General features: G+C 74.7%; 18 protein-coding genes. 4 read left to right on the forward strand and 14 right to left on the reverse strand.

Annotation, left to right across the window (positions count from 1 at the left end; translation table 11 throughout):
- Window positions 1-25 precede the first annotated feature (25 nt).
- The 3 genes from ACZ7IF_RS18280 to ACZ7IF_RS18290 all read left to right on the forward strand — a co-directional run bounded on the left by ACZ7IF_RS18280 (window position 26) and on the right by ACZ7IF_RS18290 (window position 1,935).
- Window positions 26-298, forward strand: coding sequence for a protealysin inhibitor emfourin (locus ACZ7IF_RS18280; protein ID WP_125816462.1), 273 nt, complete (start codon window positions 26-28; stop codon window positions 296-298).
- A 66-nt stretch (window positions 299-364) separates the two neighbouring features.
- Window positions 365-1,174, forward strand: a complete 810-nt coding sequence (locus tag ACZ7IF_RS18285; RefSeq protein WP_470972274.1) for a GNAT family N-acetyltransferase — start codon at window positions 365-367, stop codon at window positions 1,172-1,174.
- A 98-nt stretch (window positions 1,175-1,272) separates the two neighbouring features.
- Entirely contained in the window at window positions 1,273-1,935 is a 663-nt protein-coding gene (locus tag ACZ7IF_RS18290) for a class I SAM-dependent methyltransferase (protein WP_470972276.1), read from the forward strand.
- On the opposite strand, the gene era is transcribed toward ACZ7IF_RS18290, so the two are convergent.
- The 3 genes from era to ACZ7IF_RS18305 form a co-directional block, all read right to left on the reverse strand.
- Window positions 1,932-2,882, reverse strand: a complete 951-nt coding sequence (gene era / locus ACZ7IF_RS18295) for a GTPase Era (protein WP_007263983.1) — start codon at window positions 2,880-2,882, stop codon at window positions 1,932-1,934. The genes ACZ7IF_RS18290 and era overlap by 4 nt on opposite strands.
- Window positions 2,883-3,749: 867 nt before the next feature.
- Window positions 3,750-4,865, reverse strand: a complete 1,116-nt coding sequence (locus ACZ7IF_RS18300) for a beta-xylosidase (protein WP_470972279.1) — start codon at window positions 4,863-4,865, stop codon at window positions 3,750-3,752.
- A gap of 53 nt (window positions 4,866-4,918) precedes the next feature.
- Entirely contained in the window at window positions 4,919-5,941 is a 1,023-nt protein-coding gene (locus ACZ7IF_RS18305; protein WP_470972281.1) for a GlxA family transcriptional regulator, read from the reverse strand.
- 71 nt (window positions 5,942-6,012) lie between these two features.
- On the opposite strand from ACZ7IF_RS18305, the gene ACZ7IF_RS18310 reads away from it, so the two are divergent.
- Window positions 6,013-7,326, forward strand: a complete 1,314-nt coding sequence (locus tag ACZ7IF_RS18310; protein WP_470972283.1) for an MFS transporter — start codon at window positions 6,013-6,015, stop codon at window positions 7,324-7,326.
- Here the strand turns inward: ACZ7IF_RS18310 and ACZ7IF_RS18315 are convergent.
- From ACZ7IF_RS18315 to ACZ7IF_RS18365, 11 genes are all read right to left on the reverse strand, one after another.
- Window positions 7,307-8,332 carry an aminoglycoside phosphotransferase family protein gene (locus ACZ7IF_RS18315; RefSeq protein ID WP_470972285.1) on the reverse strand — a complete coding sequence of 342 codons (1,026 nt, stop codon included), beginning with the start codon at window positions 8,330-8,332 and terminating at the stop codon, window positions 7,307-7,309. The two genes, ACZ7IF_RS18310 and ACZ7IF_RS18315, sit on opposite strands and share 20 nt — an antisense overlap.
- A gap of 100 nt (window positions 8,333-8,432) precedes the next feature.
- Complete coding sequence (locus ACZ7IF_RS18320; RefSeq protein WP_470972287.1) at window positions 8,433-8,810, reverse strand: cytidine deaminase; 378 nt, start codon at window positions 8,808-8,810, stop codon at window positions 8,433-8,435.
- A 219-nt stretch (window positions 8,811-9,029) separates the two neighbouring features.
- Window positions 9,030-9,383 (reverse strand): MmcQ/YjbR family DNA-binding protein, encoded by a 354-nt coding sequence (locus ACZ7IF_RS18325; protein ID WP_470972289.1) that lies wholly within the window; start codon window positions 9,381-9,383, stop codon window positions 9,030-9,032.
- Window positions 9,380-10,687: a hemolysin family protein gene (locus ACZ7IF_RS18330; protein WP_470972291.1), complete on the reverse strand. Its 1,308-nt coding sequence runs from the start codon at window positions 10,685-10,687 to the stop codon at window positions 9,380-9,382. Before ACZ7IF_RS18330 ends, ACZ7IF_RS18325 begins: the two co-directional genes overlap by 4 nt.
- Window positions 10,684-11,181 (reverse strand): rRNA maturation RNase YbeY, encoded by a 498-nt coding sequence (gene ybeY / locus ACZ7IF_RS18335; RefSeq protein ID WP_470972293.1) that lies wholly within the window; start codon window positions 11,179-11,181, stop codon window positions 10,684-10,686. The genes ACZ7IF_RS18330 and ybeY overlap by 4 nt, the downstream gene beginning before the upstream one ends.
- A 13-nt stretch (window positions 11,182-11,194) precedes the next feature.
- Window positions 11,195-12,232: a PhoH family protein gene (locus tag ACZ7IF_RS18340; RefSeq protein WP_385770075.1), complete on the reverse strand. Its 1,038-nt coding sequence runs from the start codon at window positions 12,230-12,232 to the stop codon at window positions 11,195-11,197.
- 164 nt (window positions 12,233-12,396) lie between these two features.
- Window positions 12,397-13,482, reverse strand: a complete 1,086-nt coding sequence (locus ACZ7IF_RS18345; protein WP_470972296.1) for a carbohydrate kinase family protein — start codon at window positions 13,480-13,482, stop codon at window positions 12,397-12,399.
- A 133-nt stretch (window positions 13,483-13,615) separates the two neighbouring features.
- A complete protein-coding gene (locus ACZ7IF_RS18350) occupies window positions 13,616-14,530 on the reverse strand; it encodes a ribonuclease Z (RefSeq protein ID WP_470972298.1) in 915 nt (304 codons plus the stop codon).
- A gap of 3 nt (window positions 14,531-14,533) precedes the next feature.
- The gene (locus ACZ7IF_RS18355; RefSeq protein ID WP_470972300.1) at window positions 14,534-14,893 is read right to left on the reverse strand and encodes a histidine triad nucleotide-binding protein; all 360 of its coding nucleotides are present in this window, start codon (window positions 14,891-14,893) and stop codon (window positions 14,534-14,536) included.
- A 178-nt stretch (window positions 14,894-15,071) separates the two neighbouring features.
- The gene (locus ACZ7IF_RS18360; RefSeq protein ID WP_470972302.1) at window positions 15,072-15,818 is read right to left on the reverse strand and encodes a 16S rRNA (uracil(1498)-N(3))-methyltransferase; all 747 of its coding nucleotides are present in this window, start codon (window positions 15,816-15,818) and stop codon (window positions 15,072-15,074) included.
- Window positions 15,815-16,906 carry a nitronate monooxygenase gene (locus tag ACZ7IF_RS18365; RefSeq protein ID WP_470972304.1) on the reverse strand — a complete coding sequence of 364 codons (1,092 nt, stop codon included), beginning with the start codon at window positions 16,904-16,906 and terminating at the stop codon, window positions 15,815-15,817. Before ACZ7IF_RS18365 ends, ACZ7IF_RS18360 begins: the two co-directional genes overlap by 4 nt.
- Between the last annotated feature and the right edge of the window lie 24 nt (window positions 16,907-16,930).

Genomic DNA, 16,930 nt, shown 5'->3' on the forward strand with positions numbered 1-16,930 from the left:
GCCCCCCTCGGGTAGAAGGGGCACCATGCGGATCGAAGTGGTGCGGACGGGCGGTTTCGCGGGGATCGAGCGCCGGGCCGAGGTGGACACCTCGGGCCGGCCCGACGAGGAGGAGTGGCAGGCGCTGGCCCTGCTGGCGCTGCGGCCGGACCCCCGGGCCGGCCAGGGGCCGGGCGGGGTGCGGGACGGGTTCTCGTACCGGATCACGGTGGACGGGCGGACGGTGTCCTGCCAGGACCCGCACCTGTCGGACGCCCAGCGCAGCCTGGTCTCCCGGGTGCTCAAGGAAGGCGCGTAGCGGCCGGGCCGCCCCGGCCGGGATAACGGGGTGCCCAGGCCGGGGCGGTCCTGCTTGGATGGCGGGATGACTGAAACGATCTTGGCTGCCCTGGAGCGGTACTACGACGCCGTCCCCCGCCGGGGCGGTGCGCGGGGCGAGGACTTCGGACCGCTGACCCTGTTCGTGCAGGAGGGGCAGGGCTGGCAGTACTACGCGCGGCCCGCGCTCGGCGGCGCCGACGCGACCGCCGCCGACGTGCTCAAGGTGCTGGAGAGGCAGCGGGAGCTGGAGGTGCCGGAGTCCTTCGAATGGGTGGCCGAAACCACCCCCTCGCTCCGGGCCGCGGTGGAGGCCGCGGGGCTGCACGTCCACGCCCACCCCCTGATGGCACTGGACGCCGGCGCCGAGCCGCTCCCGCCGCATCCCGAGGTCCGGCTGTTCGGCGCCGACGACCCGCTGCTCTCGGCCGCCGTGACCGTACCGGCGCTGGCCTTCCGCGAGCCGGGCACGGCCCTGGGCACGACGGGCCCGTCGGAGCTGGCGGCGGCGCTGGCGGACCCGGGGGCCGAGGAGCGCCGGGCCCGCGCATCGGCGATGCTCGCGGACGGGCGTACCGCGATGGCCGCGGCCGTGCGCGACGGGCTGGTGCTGTGCTCCGGCCAGTTCAACCCGGTCGGCGAAGTCGCCGAGGTCGTCGGCGTGGGCACCCTGCCCGCCGCCCGGCGCCAGGGGCTGGCCCTCGGGGTGACGGCGGCCCTGGTCGCCGAGGCCCGCGCCCGGGGTGTCCGTACGGTCTTCCTGTCGGCCGGGGACGAGGACGTGGCCCGGATCTACGCCCGCGCCGGGTTCCAGCGGGTGGGGACGGCCCTGATCGCGGAGCCGGCGGCGGGCTGAGCTCCGGCGGGTTTGCCGGTTCGGCAACGGAAGTTGCCCGGGCCGTGGCCGCGGCGCAGCATCGGCCGTACCGGCAGACCCGTACAGGAAGGGGCCCCATGTCCCAGCACCGGCATCACCAGCACCAGGAGCAGCACCCCGAGGGCGCGAGCGAGGACTGGTGGGACGCCCGCTACCGCGAGAGCGACCGCATCTGGAGCGGCAGGGCCAACGAGGTCCTGGTCCGCGAGGCCTCCGCCCTCACCCCCGGCCGCGCCCTCGACCTCGGCTGCGGCGAGGGCGCCGACGCCGTGTGGCTGGCCCGGCAGGGCTGGCGGGTCACCGGGACCGACATCTCCGGGGTGGCCCTGGAGCGGGCGGCCGGGCACGCCGCCGAGGCGGGGCTCGACGACCGCGTCGACTGGCAGCGGCACGACCTGGCCGAGTCCTTCCCCGACGGGGAGTTCGACCTGGTCTCCGCGTGCTTCCTGCACTCGTACGGGGACTTCCCGCGCGAGCGGATCCTGCGCACGGCCGCCTCCGCCGTGGCCCCCGGCGGGATCCTGCTGATCGCGGGCCACGCGGGCGGGCCGTCCTGGGACCCGGACGCGCACGCCGACATCCGCTTCCCGACCCCGGACGAGGTGCTCGCGGAGCTGGAGCTGCCGGAGGGCGCCTGGGAGGTGCTGCTGGCGGCCGAACACGAGCAGGCCCTGACGGCCCCCGACGGCCGGCCGGGGACCCGCAAGGACAACGCGCTGAAGGTGCGCCGCGTCCGCTAGAAGCCGAGCTTGCGGAGCTGCTTGGGGTCGCGCTGCCAGTCCTTGGCGACCTTCACGTGCAGGTCGAGGAAGACCGGCGTGCCGAGCAGTGCCTCGATGTGCTTGCGCGACTTCATGCCGACCTCCTTCAGGCGCGAGCCCTTCGGGCCGATGATGATGCCCTTCTGGCTGGGGCGCTCGATGTAGACGTTGGCGTGGATGTCCAGCAGCGGCCGGTCCGCGGGCCGGTTCTCGCGCGGGATCATCTCCTCGACCACGACGGCGATGGAGTGCGGGAGCTCGTCGCGCACGCCCTCCAGCGCGGCCTCGCGGATCAGCTCCGCGACCATCACCATCTCGGGCTCGTCGGTGAGGTCGCCCTCCGGGTACAGCGGGGGGCTCTCGGGCAGCAGCGGCGCGATCAGGTCGGCCAGCAGCTGCACCTGGGTGTCGCCGACCGCCGAGACGGGGACGATCTCGGCCCACTCGATGCCGAGCTCGGCACCGAGCTGGTGGATGGCGAGGAGCTGCTCGGCCAGCTGCTTGGACTCGACCAGGTCGGTCTTGGTGACGATGGCGATCTTGGGGGTCTTCTTGATCCCCGCGAGCTCCTTGGCGATGAACTTGTCGCCGGGGCCGAGCTTCTGGTCGGCGGGCAGGCAGAAGCCGATGACGTCGACCTCGGCCCAGGTGGTGCGCACGACGTCGTTGAGGCGCTCGCCGAGCAGCGTGCGCGGCTTGTGCAGACCCGGGGTGTCGACCAGCACCAGCTGCGCGTCCGGGCGGTGCACGATGCCGCGGACGGTGTGGCGGGTGGTCTGCGGCCGGTTGGAGGTGATCGCGACCTTGGTGCCCACGAGCGCGTTGGTCAGGGTCGACTTGCCCGCGTTGGGGCGGCCGACGAAGCAGGCGAAGCCCGCGCGGTGCGGGGCGGTGGGCTCGGGGGAACGATCGCTCATACGGGCCATTCTCCCCGATGCGGCCCCCCGCGCCGACCAGACCGCCGCCGCGGGGGCGGGGGCCGCGCTCCACCGGGGCCCCAGGCCCCACCCACCGGCCCCGCCGGAGCGCCCCGCCCGGGCCGTGGGCCGGGCCGCACACCCCCGCCCGGACCGTGGGCCGGGCCAGGCACCCCCACCCGGACCGTGGGCCTGGCCGCACACCCTGCACGGGGCGAGGTCCGAGGCCGCACACCCCCGCCCGGGCCGTGGGGCGCCCCAGCGGCCTGTCCCTGCCGGCGGGCCGCCCGGACCCCGGCCCCCTGCCGGGCGGCCCGGGCCGGAGGGATTTCTCCCCGCCCCGCCCTTCCACCGTTCCCCGGGCTGCGCCCGGACCCCCTGGGGCTCGGCCCCAGCTACCGCTGGGAGGGGCCCCTGCGCCTCAAACGCCGGCGGGGCTGTATTTGGCCGCGCTGGGCTCGGGCGTGCCGTGCGGCGGCTGGGAGTGCGCGCCGCGCACTTCCAGCACCGCCGGCGTTTGAGGCTTGGGCGCGGTGGCGCCGTGTCTGTAGCCGCGCCGACGGGCACGGGGTGCAGCCCCGGCTTCCGGAGCCGCGCCGGCGTTTGAGGCGAGAACGGTGAAGGGCGGGGAGGGGCAAGCCCCGCGCAGCGGCGCACCCGCCGCAGACGGCGGACAGCCCAGGCCTTACGGCCGTTGCGGCGTGGCGGTTGCCACCCGCAGACGACAGCCGGACCCCAGCCCGGCCCCGTGGCCCCGCCCCGGGCCCGCCGGACGGAGTCCGGCGCAGCGGCGCGAAGCCGGAGAGGCGCCCCAGCGCCGAGCCGCGCGAGCGGCGCGTGAAGAAGGCGGCGGCGCGTGAAGAAGGCGGCGGCGCGTCAAAGGGCGTGCAGCGTCAGGGTGAGGACCGCCCTGTAGGCGCCCGGCGGGGTGTACGCGGGGAGCGTGAGCGTGAGCGCGGCGTCAATGGTGGCGGTCCCGGCCGCCCCCGTGGCCAGGACCGCCCCGTCCGGGCCCACCTCCCCCGCGCCACCCGGCGTGCAGCCGCCCCGGCAGGACGGGGTCCAGGACAGCACGGCCCCGGGGGCGCCGGCCGCGTCCCGGCCCGTGAAACCGGTGAGCTTCCCCGTCAGCTTCCACCCCCCGCCCCCGCTGCGGGTGTCCTTGACGGTGACCGTGCCGATCCGCCCGGGGGCCCCGCCGCCGCCCCCGTACGCGACCGCCCCCAGGGTCACCGCCGCCCCCGCCCGGGTCATCGTCAGCGCGCCCGGGTCGGGGGCGGTGACCGCGTACGGCGCCGGGCCCGAGCCCCGTGGCGCCGACCAGGCCGGGCCCTCGTACGCCACCACGCCCGTCGTGGCCCGGTCCGTGACGGGCAGCTCCACGGCGAGCACCCCGCGCCCGTCCGCGGTGGCCGGCACCCGGTCGGCCGTCCGGGCGGTGCCGGCGCGGCCCTCCACGGTCACGGCCGCGCCGGGGGTGAAGCCGACTCCGTTGACGCGTACCCGGGCGCCCGGCTCGCCGTCGGCGGCGCCGAGGGTGACGTGGCGCAGGTTCATGAGCGGCGGCAGCGGTGTGGCGGTGAGCGCGCACGCCCCGTCCCCGTCCCCCGTGGTGAGGGTGATCTCGCCGGGGGCTGTAACGGTGAAGCTGCCCGGCACCGCGACCTCGCCGCTCTGCGCGCCGCCGAGCAGCACCTTCCCGACCGGGACCGGGACCGGGACCGGGACCGCGACCGGGGCCGGGACCGGGACCGCGACCGGGGCCGGGACCGGGTTCGCGGCCGCCCCGTACGTCACCGTGACCGTGTCGCCGACCCTCGGCGCCGCGTCGGAGACGGATATCCCGGCCGCCGCCGCCCCTTCGGCGGACGACGGGCACCGCCCCGGCCGGGCCTCCTCCTCGGCCGCCGCCGGTGTGCCCAGCGCGGCCGCCGCGAGCACCGCCGTACCGACGGCCGCCGACCATCTCCTGCTGCGCGCGCGTGTCCGCACCTGCCCGCCCCCTCCCCGACAGGGGGCCATTCACGAACGGGCGGCGGGAGAAGTCAATGCACGGACCCCGCACCGACTGATGGGCCATCAGAAGATGGCGCGGTCTCCCTGAAGGTGCGCCGGTAGGCCGTCGGGCTGACCCCCAGCGCCGCCTGCACGTGCTTGCGCAGCGACTGCGCCGTCCCGAAGCCCGCCTCCCGCGCCACCGCCTCGACCGGCAGCTCCGTCCGCTCCAGCAGCTGCCGGGCCCGCTCCACCCGCTGCCCGGTGATCCACTCCCCCGGGCTCACCCCGCACTCCTCGCGGAACCGGCGCGTGAAGGTCCGTACCGACATGGCCTCCTGCCGGGCGAGGTCGCTCAGCCGTACGGGCTCGTGCAGCCGGTCCAGCACCCAGGCCCGCGCGGCCGTGGTGCTGGCCTGCTGCGGCCCGGGCACGGGCCGCTGGACGAACTGGGCCTGCCCGCCCTCGCGGTGGGGCGGCACGACGGTCCTCCGGGCGGTGTCGTTGGCGACGGCCGCGCCGTGGTCGCGGCGCACGATGTGCAGGCACAGGTCGATGCCGGCGGCGACCCCGGCCGAGGTCAGCACGTCCCCGTCGTCGGTGTAGAGCACGTCGGCGTCGACCCGTACGGCCGGGAACATCCGCTGGAAGTGCTCGGCGTAGGCCCAGTGGGTGGTGGCCGGGCGGCCGTCCAGGTATCCGGCGGCGGCCAGGACGTAGCCGCCCGTGCAGATGGACACCATCCGGGTGCCGGGCCGGACGTGGGCGAGGGCCGCCGCCAGCCCGTCGGTCAGCCGGCCCTCGGAGTGGACCGGGCCGAGCTCGTGCGAGGCGGGCACCACCACGGTGTCGGCCGTCGCGAGCAGCTCGGGACCGTGCTCGACGTACACCGCGAAGTCGGCGTCGGTGGTCACCGGGCCGGGGGCCAGCCCGCAGGTGAGGATCTCGTAGAGGTGCCGCCCCGCGGGGTCCTCGGCCCGGCCGAAGATCCGGTGCGGGATGCCGAGTTCGAAGGGCAGCAGCCCGGCGAGGGCGAGGACGACGACACGGTGCGGCTTCTCGACGGTGGCCATGGCCCGATCGTATCGAAGCGTGACAGTCAGGCCACTGTCGTACGGCGCTCCGCAGGCCGGAAGCTGTCGGCGTGACCCAGACAGCCCCCACCTCCCCCACCTCCCCCGTCACCCAGCGGGCCCCGCGCGAGCCCGGCCGCGTCCACCGGGCCTGGTTCGCCGCGGCCGTGGGCTTCGTGACGATCATCGGCGCGGCCGCCTCCGCCTCCCTCCCCGGACTGCTCATCGAGCCGCTGCACGCGGAGTTCGACTGGTCGCGCGGCACGATCGGCTTCGCGGTCTCCGTCAACCTGGCGCTCTACGGACTCACCGCGCCCTTCGCCGCCGCGCTGATGGACCGCTTCGGCATCCGCAGGGTCGTCGCGGTGGCCCTCACGGTCATCGCCGGCGGCTCCCTGGCGACGGTGTGGATGACGGCCTCCTGGCAGCTGGTGCTGTTCTGGGGCGTGCTGGTGGGCCTGGGCAGCGGTTCGATGGCGCTGGCCTTCGCGGCGACGGTGACCAACCGCTGGTTCACCGCCCGGCGCGGGCTGGTCACCGGCATCCTGACCGCGGCGGGCGCCTCCGGACAGCTGGTCTTCCTGCCGCTGCTGTCCTGGCTGGTGGAGAACCACGGCTGGCGCCCGGCCTCGGTCACGGTGGCGCTGGCGGCCCTGGCCGTCGTCCCCTTCGTCTGGCTGCTGCTGCGCGACCACCCGGCGGACGTGGGCCTCGCCCCGTACGGGGGCACGTACGAGCCCAAGCCCGCGCCCGTGCCGGGGGCGGCCCGCCGGGCCGTGACGGTGCTCTTGCGGGCGGCCCGCACCGGCCCGTTCTGGCTGCTGGCGGGCACCTTCGCGATCTGCGGTGCCTCGACCAACGGGCTCGTGCGCACCCACTTCGCGCCGGCCGCCCACGACCACGGCATGCCGGTGACGGCCGCCGCCGGACTGCTCGCGGTGATCGGCGTGTTCGACGTGCTCGGCACCATCGCCTCCGGCTGGTTCACCGACCGCTTCGATGCGCGCCGGCTGCTGGCCGTGTACTACGCCCTGCGCGGGGTGTCCCTGTTGTTCCTGCCGGTGCTGCTGACGCCGAGCGTGCACCCGCCGATGGTGTTCTTCATCGTCTTCTACGGCCTGGACTGGGTCGCCACCGTCCCGCCGACCATCGCCCTGTGCCGCGAGCACTACGGGCAGGACGGCGCGGTCGTCTTCGGCTGGGTCCTGGCCTCGCACCAGGTGGGCGCGGCCCTGGTGGCCTTCCTCGGCGGTGTGGCCCGCGACGCCCTCGGCTCGTACGACCCGGTCTGGTACGCGGCGGGCGGCCTGTGCGCGGTGGCGGCGCTGATGGCGGTGGTCATCCGCCGCCGGGCGGCGGAGCCGGCTACAGCGGCGGCCGCGTGAGCAGTTCGCGCAGCCAGCGGGCGCGGTCGGCGTCGCCGGCCTCCCCGGTGGCGCCGTCCGCGCCGGAGGGGGCGGCGGGGAAGAAGCGGCCCCAGGCGGAGACCCGTCCGATCGCCGCGAGCCGCCAGGCCAGCCGCGCCGCGCGGCGCAGCTCCCCGGGGGTGCGCCCGTCGCCGGCCCACGGTTCCAGGTAGGCGTCGCGCAGCCGGGGCAGCACCTCGGCCCCGTACCGCCGGGCGGCGGCCCGGGCGGGGACCAGCAGGCTGCAGAAGGGGTGGGTGACGGAGGCGTCGCCCCAGTCGAAGAAGGTGAACCGGCCGGGCTCCGGGGCGAAGAGCTGCGCCTCGTGGAGGTCGGAGTGGTCGAGGGTGTCGCCGATCCCGGCCGCCGCGAGTTCCGCGCACCAGTCGGCGAAGCGGGGCCGCAGCGCGTGCAGGGCCCGGCGGTCGGTGTCGTCCAGGGCGGTGTTCTCGCCGACCATCCGGTCGAGGATCCCGGGCAGTGCGGCGGTGCGGGCGCCGGGGACGCCGAGCGCCTCGATCTCCGGGGTGCGCGGGAGGAGGGAGCGCTGGAGTTCGGCGTACCGGCCGAGCACCGCCTCCCAGGCGCGCGGGCCGCCGCCTTCGCGGTCCTCGTCCAGGACCTTCCGGAAGAGCGGCCCGCCGTCCGGCAGCAGGGACCAGCCCCGGGCCGCGTCGACGGCCAGGGGCCGCAGCGCGCTGCCGGGAACCCACTCGGCCAGGGCCCGGGTCAGCCCGGCCTCGAAGGCGCTGGCGGGCGGGTTGGCCTTGAACCACACGGGGCCGCCGTCGCCGGCGGAGAACCGCACCAGCACCGACCACGGCCGCAGCCGGACCTGCCGCCGCCCGCTCTCGCGCAGCCCGTGCGCGGCCAGGGCGGTACCGGCCCAGTCGAGCGCCTCCGCACGCCAGGAGGCCCGCTCCCAGGGCGTCACCGCGTCGGGGAACTCCCCGCGGTCCACCGTCTCGCGCACGTCGGGCTGCATCGGCCCATGACACCACCGCGGCCGCCGGCCCCGCCAGCGGATTGCCTCCGGCGGCGTGGGGCCGGGGCCGGGCACGAGCCCGGGCGGGCGCGCCGGGGCCTCAGGCTCCGGCGGGCGTGGTGGACTTCAGGGTGCCGTCGGGGGCGGCGAGGAGGACCGGGGTGTCGGGGCCGCCCAGGTCGCGGACCGCCGCGCGGTCGGCGTCGGCGGGGGCGTCGGCCGCGCTGACGACGGCGGCGGCCTCCAGGGAGCTCGCGCCACTGGCGACCGCCATGGCGACGGCGGTCTGCAGGGCGCTCAGCTTCAGGGAGTCGAGCTCCACGGTGCCGGCGACGTACGTGCGGCCGGTCTCGTCCCGTACGGCCGCCCCTTCCGGGACTCCGTTGCGGGCGCGGGCGCTGCGCGCCAGCGTGATGATCTTGCTGTCTTCGGGGTCGATCCCGTTGCCCACGGTGCTCTCGCTCATGGGCGAAAGCATAGGGAGCGCCCCGGCACGGCCGTGCAACGACCCCGCCGGGGCGCCCTCCTCGGCTCCCCGGCCCCCCGCCCGTTCCCCCGTGGAGCAGAACAAACCTAAGTCAGAGCCGAGAGCGTCCTGCGATCCAAAGGTCCCGTCCACATATGACCTTGGACCCTCTTCCGACCAGGACCCTCGTCCCCAGGCCCGCGCCCCCAGGCCCGCGCCCTCAGGCCGGCGTCACGGCCGGTCGAGCTTCAGCCGCTCCGCCCTCGGCAGCCCCGCCACGACCAGGTCGTACGAGTCCTCGACCAGCTCCCGCACCATCGCGTCCGGCAGGCCGCCCACCGTCACGGTGTTCCAGTGCCGCTTGTTCATGTGCCAGCCCGGCACGATCGCCGCGTGCTCGGCCCGCAGCCGCACGGCCGCCTCCGGCTCGCACTTCAGGTTGACCTTCAGCGGCTCGGCGTCCAGCGCCGTCAGGGCGAACACCTTGCCCAGCACCTTGAACACCGAGGTCTCCGGGGTGAAGGGGAACTCCTCCACCGCCGCGTTGAAGCCCAGGCAGAACGCGCGCAGCTCCGCGGGGGTCATTCCCCCTCCTCCCCTTCGGCCGCCGCCGCGGCCACCGGCTCCACGAGCACCGTCACGATCTTGTTCCGGCGTCCCGCCGGGGATTCGGCCGTCAGCCGCAGCGGACGTCCGTCCGGCAGGTCCACCACCGCCGAGGCGCCCGCGATCGGCACCCGGCCCAGCGCCTTGGCCAGCAGCCCGCCGACCGTCTCCACGTCCTCGTCGTCGAAGGCCTCCACCCCGAACAGCTCGCCGAGGTCGGTGATGTCGAGCCGCGCCGTGACCCGGTAGCAGTCCTGGCCCAGCTCCTCCACGGGCGGGATCTCCCGGTCGTACTCGTCGGTGATCTCGCCGACGATCTCCTCCAGGATGTCCTCGATGGTGACGATGCCCGCCGTGCCGCCGTACTCGTCGATGACGACGGCCACGTGGTTGCGCACCGACTGCATCTCGCGCAGCAGGTCGCCGGCGTTCTTGGTGTCGGGCACGAAGACCGCCGGCCGCATCACCGTCGAGACCAGGTCGGCCTCCGCCTCCCGGTTGATGTGCGTCCGGCGGACGAGGTCCTTCAGGTACACCATCCCGACGATGTCGTCCTCGTTCTCCCCGGTGACCGGGATCCGCGAGAAGCCGGACCGCAGCGCGAGCGTCGTCGCCTGCCGGATCGTCTTGTAGCGCTCGATGCAGACCAGGTCCGTGCGCGGCACCATCACCTCGCGCACGAGGGTGTCCCCCAGCTCGAAGACCTGGTGCACCATCCGGCGCTCGTCGTCCTCGATCAGCGATTCCTTCTCGGCGAGGTCCACCATCGCGCGCAGCTCGGCCTCGGAAGCGAAGGGGCCCTTGCGGAAGCCCTTGCCGGGAGTGAGCGCGTTGCCGATCAGGATCAGCAGCTGCGGGATCGGACCCATCACCCGCGCCAGCGGTACGAGGACGTACGCGGCCGCCGTCGCGGTGTTCAGCGGGTGCTGGCGGCCGATCGTACGGGGGGACACGCCCACCGCCACGAAGGACACCAGCACCATCACGCCGATGGCGACGAGCAGCGCCGTCCAGTTCTCGCCGAACTCGGCGAGGCAGACGTACGTGACGAGCACGCCCGCCGCCATCTCGCAGGTCACCCGCACCAGCAGGGCCACGTTGACGTAGCGGGTGGGGTCGGCGGCGACCTGGGCGAGCTTCGCGCTGCCGCGCCGGCCCTCCCGTACGGCCTGCTCGGCACGGAAGCTGGAGACGCGGGCGATCCCGGACTCGGCGCACGCCGCGAACCAGGCCACCACGGTCAGCAGGACCGCCCCGATGATCAGCTGGGCGGCGCCGGTCACGAGACGGTCGGGGCCGGGGAGGGACCGGTCATGCCGCGCTCGGCGCGCCACCCGTCGACGATGGCCGCCTGGAGGCCGAACATCTCGGCCTTCTCGTCCGGCTCCTCGTGGTCGTACCCGAGCAGGTGCAGCACCCCGTGGACGGTCAGGAGCTGGAGCTCCTCGTCCATGGAGTGCCGCGTCGGCGCCTCGTCGCCCTGCTTCTTGGCCACCTCGGGGCAGAGCACGATGTCGCCGAGGAGCCCCTGCGGGGGCTCCTCGTCGTCCTTCGTCGGCGGACGGAGCTCGTCCATCGGGAAGGACATGACGTCGGTCGGTCCGGGGAGGTCCATCCACTGGATGTGGAGCTGCTCCATGGCGTCCTCGTCGATGACGATGACGGAGAGCTCGGACAGCGGGTGGATCCTCATCCGGGTGAGCGCGTAGCGGGCGATGTCGAGGATCGCCTGCTCGTCGACCTCGGTTCCGGACTCGTTGTTGACGTCGATCGACATGGTGCGCTGGGTTCTACTTCCGCTGGTGGCCGTTCGGGGCCGGGTGGGCATCGTCGTACTTGGCGTACGCGTCGACGATACGGCCGACCAGCTTGTGCCGGACGACATCCTCGGACGTGAGCCGCGAGAAGTGGATGTCCGGCACCCCGTCGAGGATCTCCTGGACCTGGCGCAGACCGCTCTTGGCGCCGCCCGGGAGGTCGACCTGTGTGACGTCACCGGTGACGACGATCTTCGAGTCGAAGCCGAGCCTCGTCAGGAACATCTTCATCTGCTCGACGGTGGTGTTCTGCGCCTCGTCCAGGACGACGAAGGCGTCATTGAGGGTGCGACCCCTCATGTAGGCCAGGGGCGCCACCTCGATGGTCCCGGCGGCCATCAGCCGGGGGATGGAGTCCGGGTCGATCATGTCGTGCAGGGCGTCGTAGAGCGGCCGCAGGTACGGGTCGATCTTGTCGAAGAGCGTGCCCGGCAGGAAGCCGAGCCGCTCCCCCGCCTCCACGGCGGGCCGGGTCAGGATGATCCGGCTGACCTGCTTGGACTGCAGCGCCTGGACCGCCTTCGCCATGGCGAGGTAGGTCTTGCCGGTACCGGCGGGGCCGATGCCGAAGACGATCGTGTTCTTGTCGATCGCGTCGACGTATCGCTTCTGGTTGAGGGTCTTGGGGCGGATGGTGCGGCCGCGGCTGGAGAGGATGTTCTGGGTGAGCACCTCCGCCGGGGTCTCCGTGTCACCGCCACCGCTCCCGTTCGCCTTGAGCATGGCGATCGAGCGTTCCACTGCGTCCTCCGTCATCGGCTGCCCGGTGCGGAGCACCAGCATCATCTCGTCGAACAGGCGCTGGATCAGGGCGACTTCCGCCGCCGCTCCGATCGCGCTGACCTGATTGCCCCGAACATGGATGTCGGCCTTCGGGAAAGCCTTTTCGATCACGCGCAGCAGGGCGTCGCCCGAGCCGAGCACGGTCACCATCGGGTGCGTCGCCGGGACCGTGAAATGGGCTCGCGCCTGGCCCGGCGCCGGGGTGTGGGCTGTCGGTGTCTGAGTCATGGGCCGGCACTGTGGCCTGCGCATACCTCCCACTGAGGGGCCGATCCGATCGCCGGCCTCCGGAGTACCAAGGGTACGTCCACCCCGGGGCGTGCCCGAGGGGTTTTCCCGGCGGACCCGCGGAGGGCCTAGGGGGTGTCCGGCGGATCAGGGCCGGACACCCCCTAGACCGGGTGCCGGAAGCCGATGGTCGGGACCGCGCGGCGGCGCGGGCAGGGGGCGGCGCCCGGCGGGACGAGGGCGTCCAGGAAGGCGTAGCGGTCCCGCAGGGCGTCGGGGGCCGTGCGCCACCAGTGGGCCACCTCGGGCCAGCCCGGGGCGGAGAGGGAGCCGCCGAACTCCTGTACCGACAGGGCGGCGGTCAGCCCGGCGAAGGCCAGCCGGTCGGCGAGGGGCCACCCCGCGAGGCTGCCCGTGACGAACCCGGCCACGTACACGTCCCCCGCCCCGGTCGGGTCCAGGGCGTCAACCGTGATCGCGGGGACCTCCGCGGTCTCCCCGGTGCGGCTGTCCACCGCGTACGAGCCCTCCGAGCCCATGGTCACCACCGCGACCGGGACCTTCTCCGCGAGGGCCCGGGCCGCGGTGCGCGGACACTCGGTGCGCGTGTAGCGCATCGCCTCTCCCGCGTTGGGCAGGAACGCCTCGCAGTGCTGGAGGTCGCCCAGGGCGCCCAGGTCCCACCGCCCGGTCTCGTCCCAGCCGACGTCCGCGAAGATCCGCGAACCCCGGCGGGCCGCCTCGGAGATCCAGTCCTCCGTCTGCCCGGCGCCGAGCGAGGCCACCGCCGCCCGCGCCTTCGGGGGGCACCACGGGAAGGGCCCCGAGCCCGCCGGGGGCGGCGCCTCGTGGCCGTGGGAGACCATCGTGCGCTCGCCCTCGTACGCCATGGAGACCGTGACGGGGCTGTGCCAGCCCGGGATGGTGCGCGACATGGACAGGTCGATGCCCTCGCCCTGCTCCAGGGCGTCCCAGCAGTACTCGCCGTAGTGGTCGTCACCGAAGGCGGCGGCCAGCGAGGTGCGCAGGCCCAGCCGGGCGAGGGCGGTGGCCATGTTGGCGACGCCGCCGGGGCTGGAGCCCATGCCGCGCGCCCAGGACTCCGTACCGCGCACGGGGGCCGAGTCGAGCCCGGTGAAGATGATGTCGAGGAAGACCGTGCCGGTCAGGAAGACGTCGCAACCCGGCTCTTGGGGGTCGCGCACCGGGCCGAGGGGGTCGAGGGTGATGCGGCTGTCCCGACTGGTCACGGTGTGCTCCCCGTTGAAGTGTCGTTTCTGCGTGCGGGCTGGAAAGCTGCCAGCCCTGCCCGGGTCCGGCCGGACCAAACCCCAGTGTGACGCACGTCACCGGAGCCCCGCTCACCTTCACCCCCGAGCGCCACTAGCGCTTCGGCAGGGCCACCCGTCCCAGGTCCGCCGCGACCGTCAGCTCGCCCTCGAACCCCGCAGCACGGGCCTCGCGTTCGAATTCCGACGGGTCCCCGTACCGCTGCGAGAAGTGCGTGAGCACCAGGTGCCGCACACCGGCCTCCCGCGCCACCCGTGCCGCCTGGCCGGCGGTGAGGTGGCCGTGGTCCTCGGCCAGCCGGACGTCCGCGTCGAGGAAGGTCGACTCGATGACCAGCATGTCGCAGCCCTCCGCCAGCGCGTCCACGCCCTCGCAGAGCCGGGTGTCCATGACGAAGGCGAACCGCTGCCCCGCCCGGTGCTCGCTGACGGCCTCCAGCGTGACCTCGCCCTCCGGCCGCTCCAGCCGGCCCTCGCGCTGGATCCGGCCCACGTCCGGCCCCTTGATCCCGTACCGCGCGAGCAGCGCGGGGACCATCCGGCGCCCGTCCGGCTCGGTCACCCGGTAGCCGAAGGACTCCACCGGGTGCGAGAGCCGCCGGGCCTCCAGGACGTACGGGGGCCCGCTCGCGAGCACCCCGTCCGCGGCGACCGGCTCCTCCCGGAGCGGCACGGTCTCCCGGTAGGCGGTGGCGTACCGCAGCCGGTCGAAGAACTTCTGCCCCGAGGCCGGGTAGTGCGCCGTCACGGGGTGCGGGACCTGGTCGAGGTTGATCCGCTGGATCACCCCGGCCAGGCCGAGGCTGTGGTCGCCGTGGAAGTGCGTGACGCAGATCCGGTTGATGTCGTGCGCCGCGACCCCGGCCCGCAGCATCTGCCGCTGCGTGCCCTCGCCCGGGTCGAAGAGGATGCCCTCGCCGTCCCAGCGCAGCAGGTAGCCGTTGTGGTTGCGGTGCCGGGTGGGGACCTGGCTGGCGGTGCCGAGGACCACGAACTCTCGTACGGACACGGCTTATCCGGGCGGCCACTGGAGGCCGCGGCCCCCGAGGACGTGCGCGTGGGCGTGGAAGACGGTCTGGCCGGCGCCGGCGCCGGTGTTGAACACGACGCGGTAGCCGTGCCCGTCGACCTTCTCGTCGGCGGCGACCTGCCCGGCCTCGCGCAGCACGTCGGCCGCGATGGCCGGCTCGGCGGCGGCGAGGGTGGCGGCGTCCGCGTAGTGCACCTTGGGGATGACGAGCACGTGGGTCGGCGCCTGCGGGTTGATGTCCCGGAAGGCGACGGTGGTCTCGGTCTCCCGGACCAGCGTCGCCGGGACGGACCCCGCGACGATCTTGCAGAACAGGCAGTCCGCCTGCGGTTCCCCGGCCATTGCTGCGCCTCCCGTGACGTTGATCGGTCGGGGCATGCTATCGGCCCCGTGCGGGGGGCTGCCGCCGGATATCCCGATCCACGGCCGTCGCCCGCGGGCGGTGTGACCCGCGCCTCGAACTCCCCCGGCTACCGCCGGGAGGCGCCCCCCGGCGGGGCTGGATTCCCCGGGCCGAGTGCTACGACCAGCGCCCCGTCCGCGCCAGCAGCACCGCCGTCGCCGCCGTGCCGGCCGTCGACGTGCGCAGCACCGAGCGGCCCAGCCGGTACGGCCGGGCGCCGGCCTCCGCGAAGGCGGCCAGTTCCTCCGGCGAGACCCCGCCCTCGGGGCCGACCACCAGCACCACCGACCCCTTCTCCGGCAGCGGCGCCGTCGCCAGCGCCTCCGAGGGGGTGTCGCGGTCCTCGTGCAGCACCACCGCCAGATCGGCCTGCGCCAGCAGCGCGGCCACCTGCTTCGTGGACATCGCCCCGGCCACCTCCGGGAAGCGGACCCGGCGCGACTGCTTGCCCGACTCCCGGGCCGTGGAACGCCACTTGGCCAGGGACTTCGCGCCCCGGTCACCGCGCCACTGCGTGATGCACCGCGAGGCCTGCCACGGCACGATGGCGTCGACGCCGGTCTCCGTCATCGTCTCGACCGCCACCTCGCCCCGGTCGCCCTTCGGGAGCGCCTGCACCACGGTGATCCGGACGTCGGGCTCCGGCTCCTCGCTCACGGACTCCAGGTCCGTGACCACCAGGCGGTCCTTGCCCTCCGCCGCCTTGACCACGCCTTCGGTCCACCGGCCGCGCCCGTCCGTGAGGATCACGTCCTCGCCCGGGTTGAGCCGCTTCACGGAGACCGCGTGCCGCCCCTCGGGGCCCTCCAGCACGAACTCCGGCCCCGCCGGAACCTCTTCGACCACGAACACGGGGGCCGTCATGACGTTCTCCTCATCTGCAATACGTTCAACGCGTTCTGCGCCTGGGCCAGTTCGGCCGCCAGCACCTCCACCAGCTCCCCGGCCGGCAGCGCCCGCGCCAGCCGGTGCCCCTGGCCCGCCCACAGGGACATGCCCTGCGGGTCGCCGGCCGCCGCGGCCGCCTTGCGCAGCCCCGAGGTCATGTGGTGGACCTGGGGGTAGGCGGCCGGTGCGTACGGCCCGTGCTCCCGCATGAAGCGGTTGACCAGGCCCCGCGCGGGCCTGCCGGTGAAGGCCCGGGTCAGTTCCGTGTGCGGGAACATCGGGTCGGTGAGGGCCTTCTTGTGCAGCGGGTGCGCGCCCGACTCCGGGCACGCCAGGAAGGCCGTGCCCAGCTGCGCCGACTCCGCGCCGGCCGCCAGCACCGCCGCGATCTGCGCCCCGCGCATCAGGCCGCCCGCCGCGGTGATGGGCAGGGCCACGGCCTCCCGTACCTGCGCGACCAGCGCGAGCAGGCCGACGCCGGCCGTGCCGTCGGTCTCCGGGTCGTCGCGGTGGGTGCCCTGGTGGCCGCCCGCCTCGACGCCCTGGACACAGACGGCGTCGGCGCCCGCCGCCTGCGCGGAGCGGGCCTCGTCGACCGAGGTGACGGTGACGACGGTGTGCGTGCCGGCCCTGCGCAGCCGTTCCAGCACGCCGGGCGCGGGGGTGCCGAAGGCGAAGGAGACCACCGGGACGGGGTCCTCCAGCAGGATGGCGAGCTTGGCCTCGTAGCCGTCGTCGGAGGTGCCGATGATGTCCTCGGGGGCGAGCGAGACCTCGTACCAGCTCGCCTCGCCGGCCAGCTGCCCGCGGTAGGTCTCGACGGCGGCCGGGTCGACGTAGCCGGTCTGCGGCATGAAGAGGTTCACGCCGAAGGGCCGCCGGGTGAGGCCGCGCGTCTGCTTGATCTCCTGGTACATGCCGTCGGCGGTCTTGTAGCCGCCGGCGAGGTAGCCGAGCCCGCCCGCCTCGCACACGGCGGCGACGAGCGGCGGGCAGGAGGCGCCGCCCGCCATGGGAGCCTGCACGATCGGGTACTGGGGGAGACCGTTCGGTGCGGAGGACATGGACTGCATCGTGCCACGTCCCGG

The sequence above is a fragment of the Streptomyces sp. NPDC037421 genome (genome assembly GCF_055602105.1).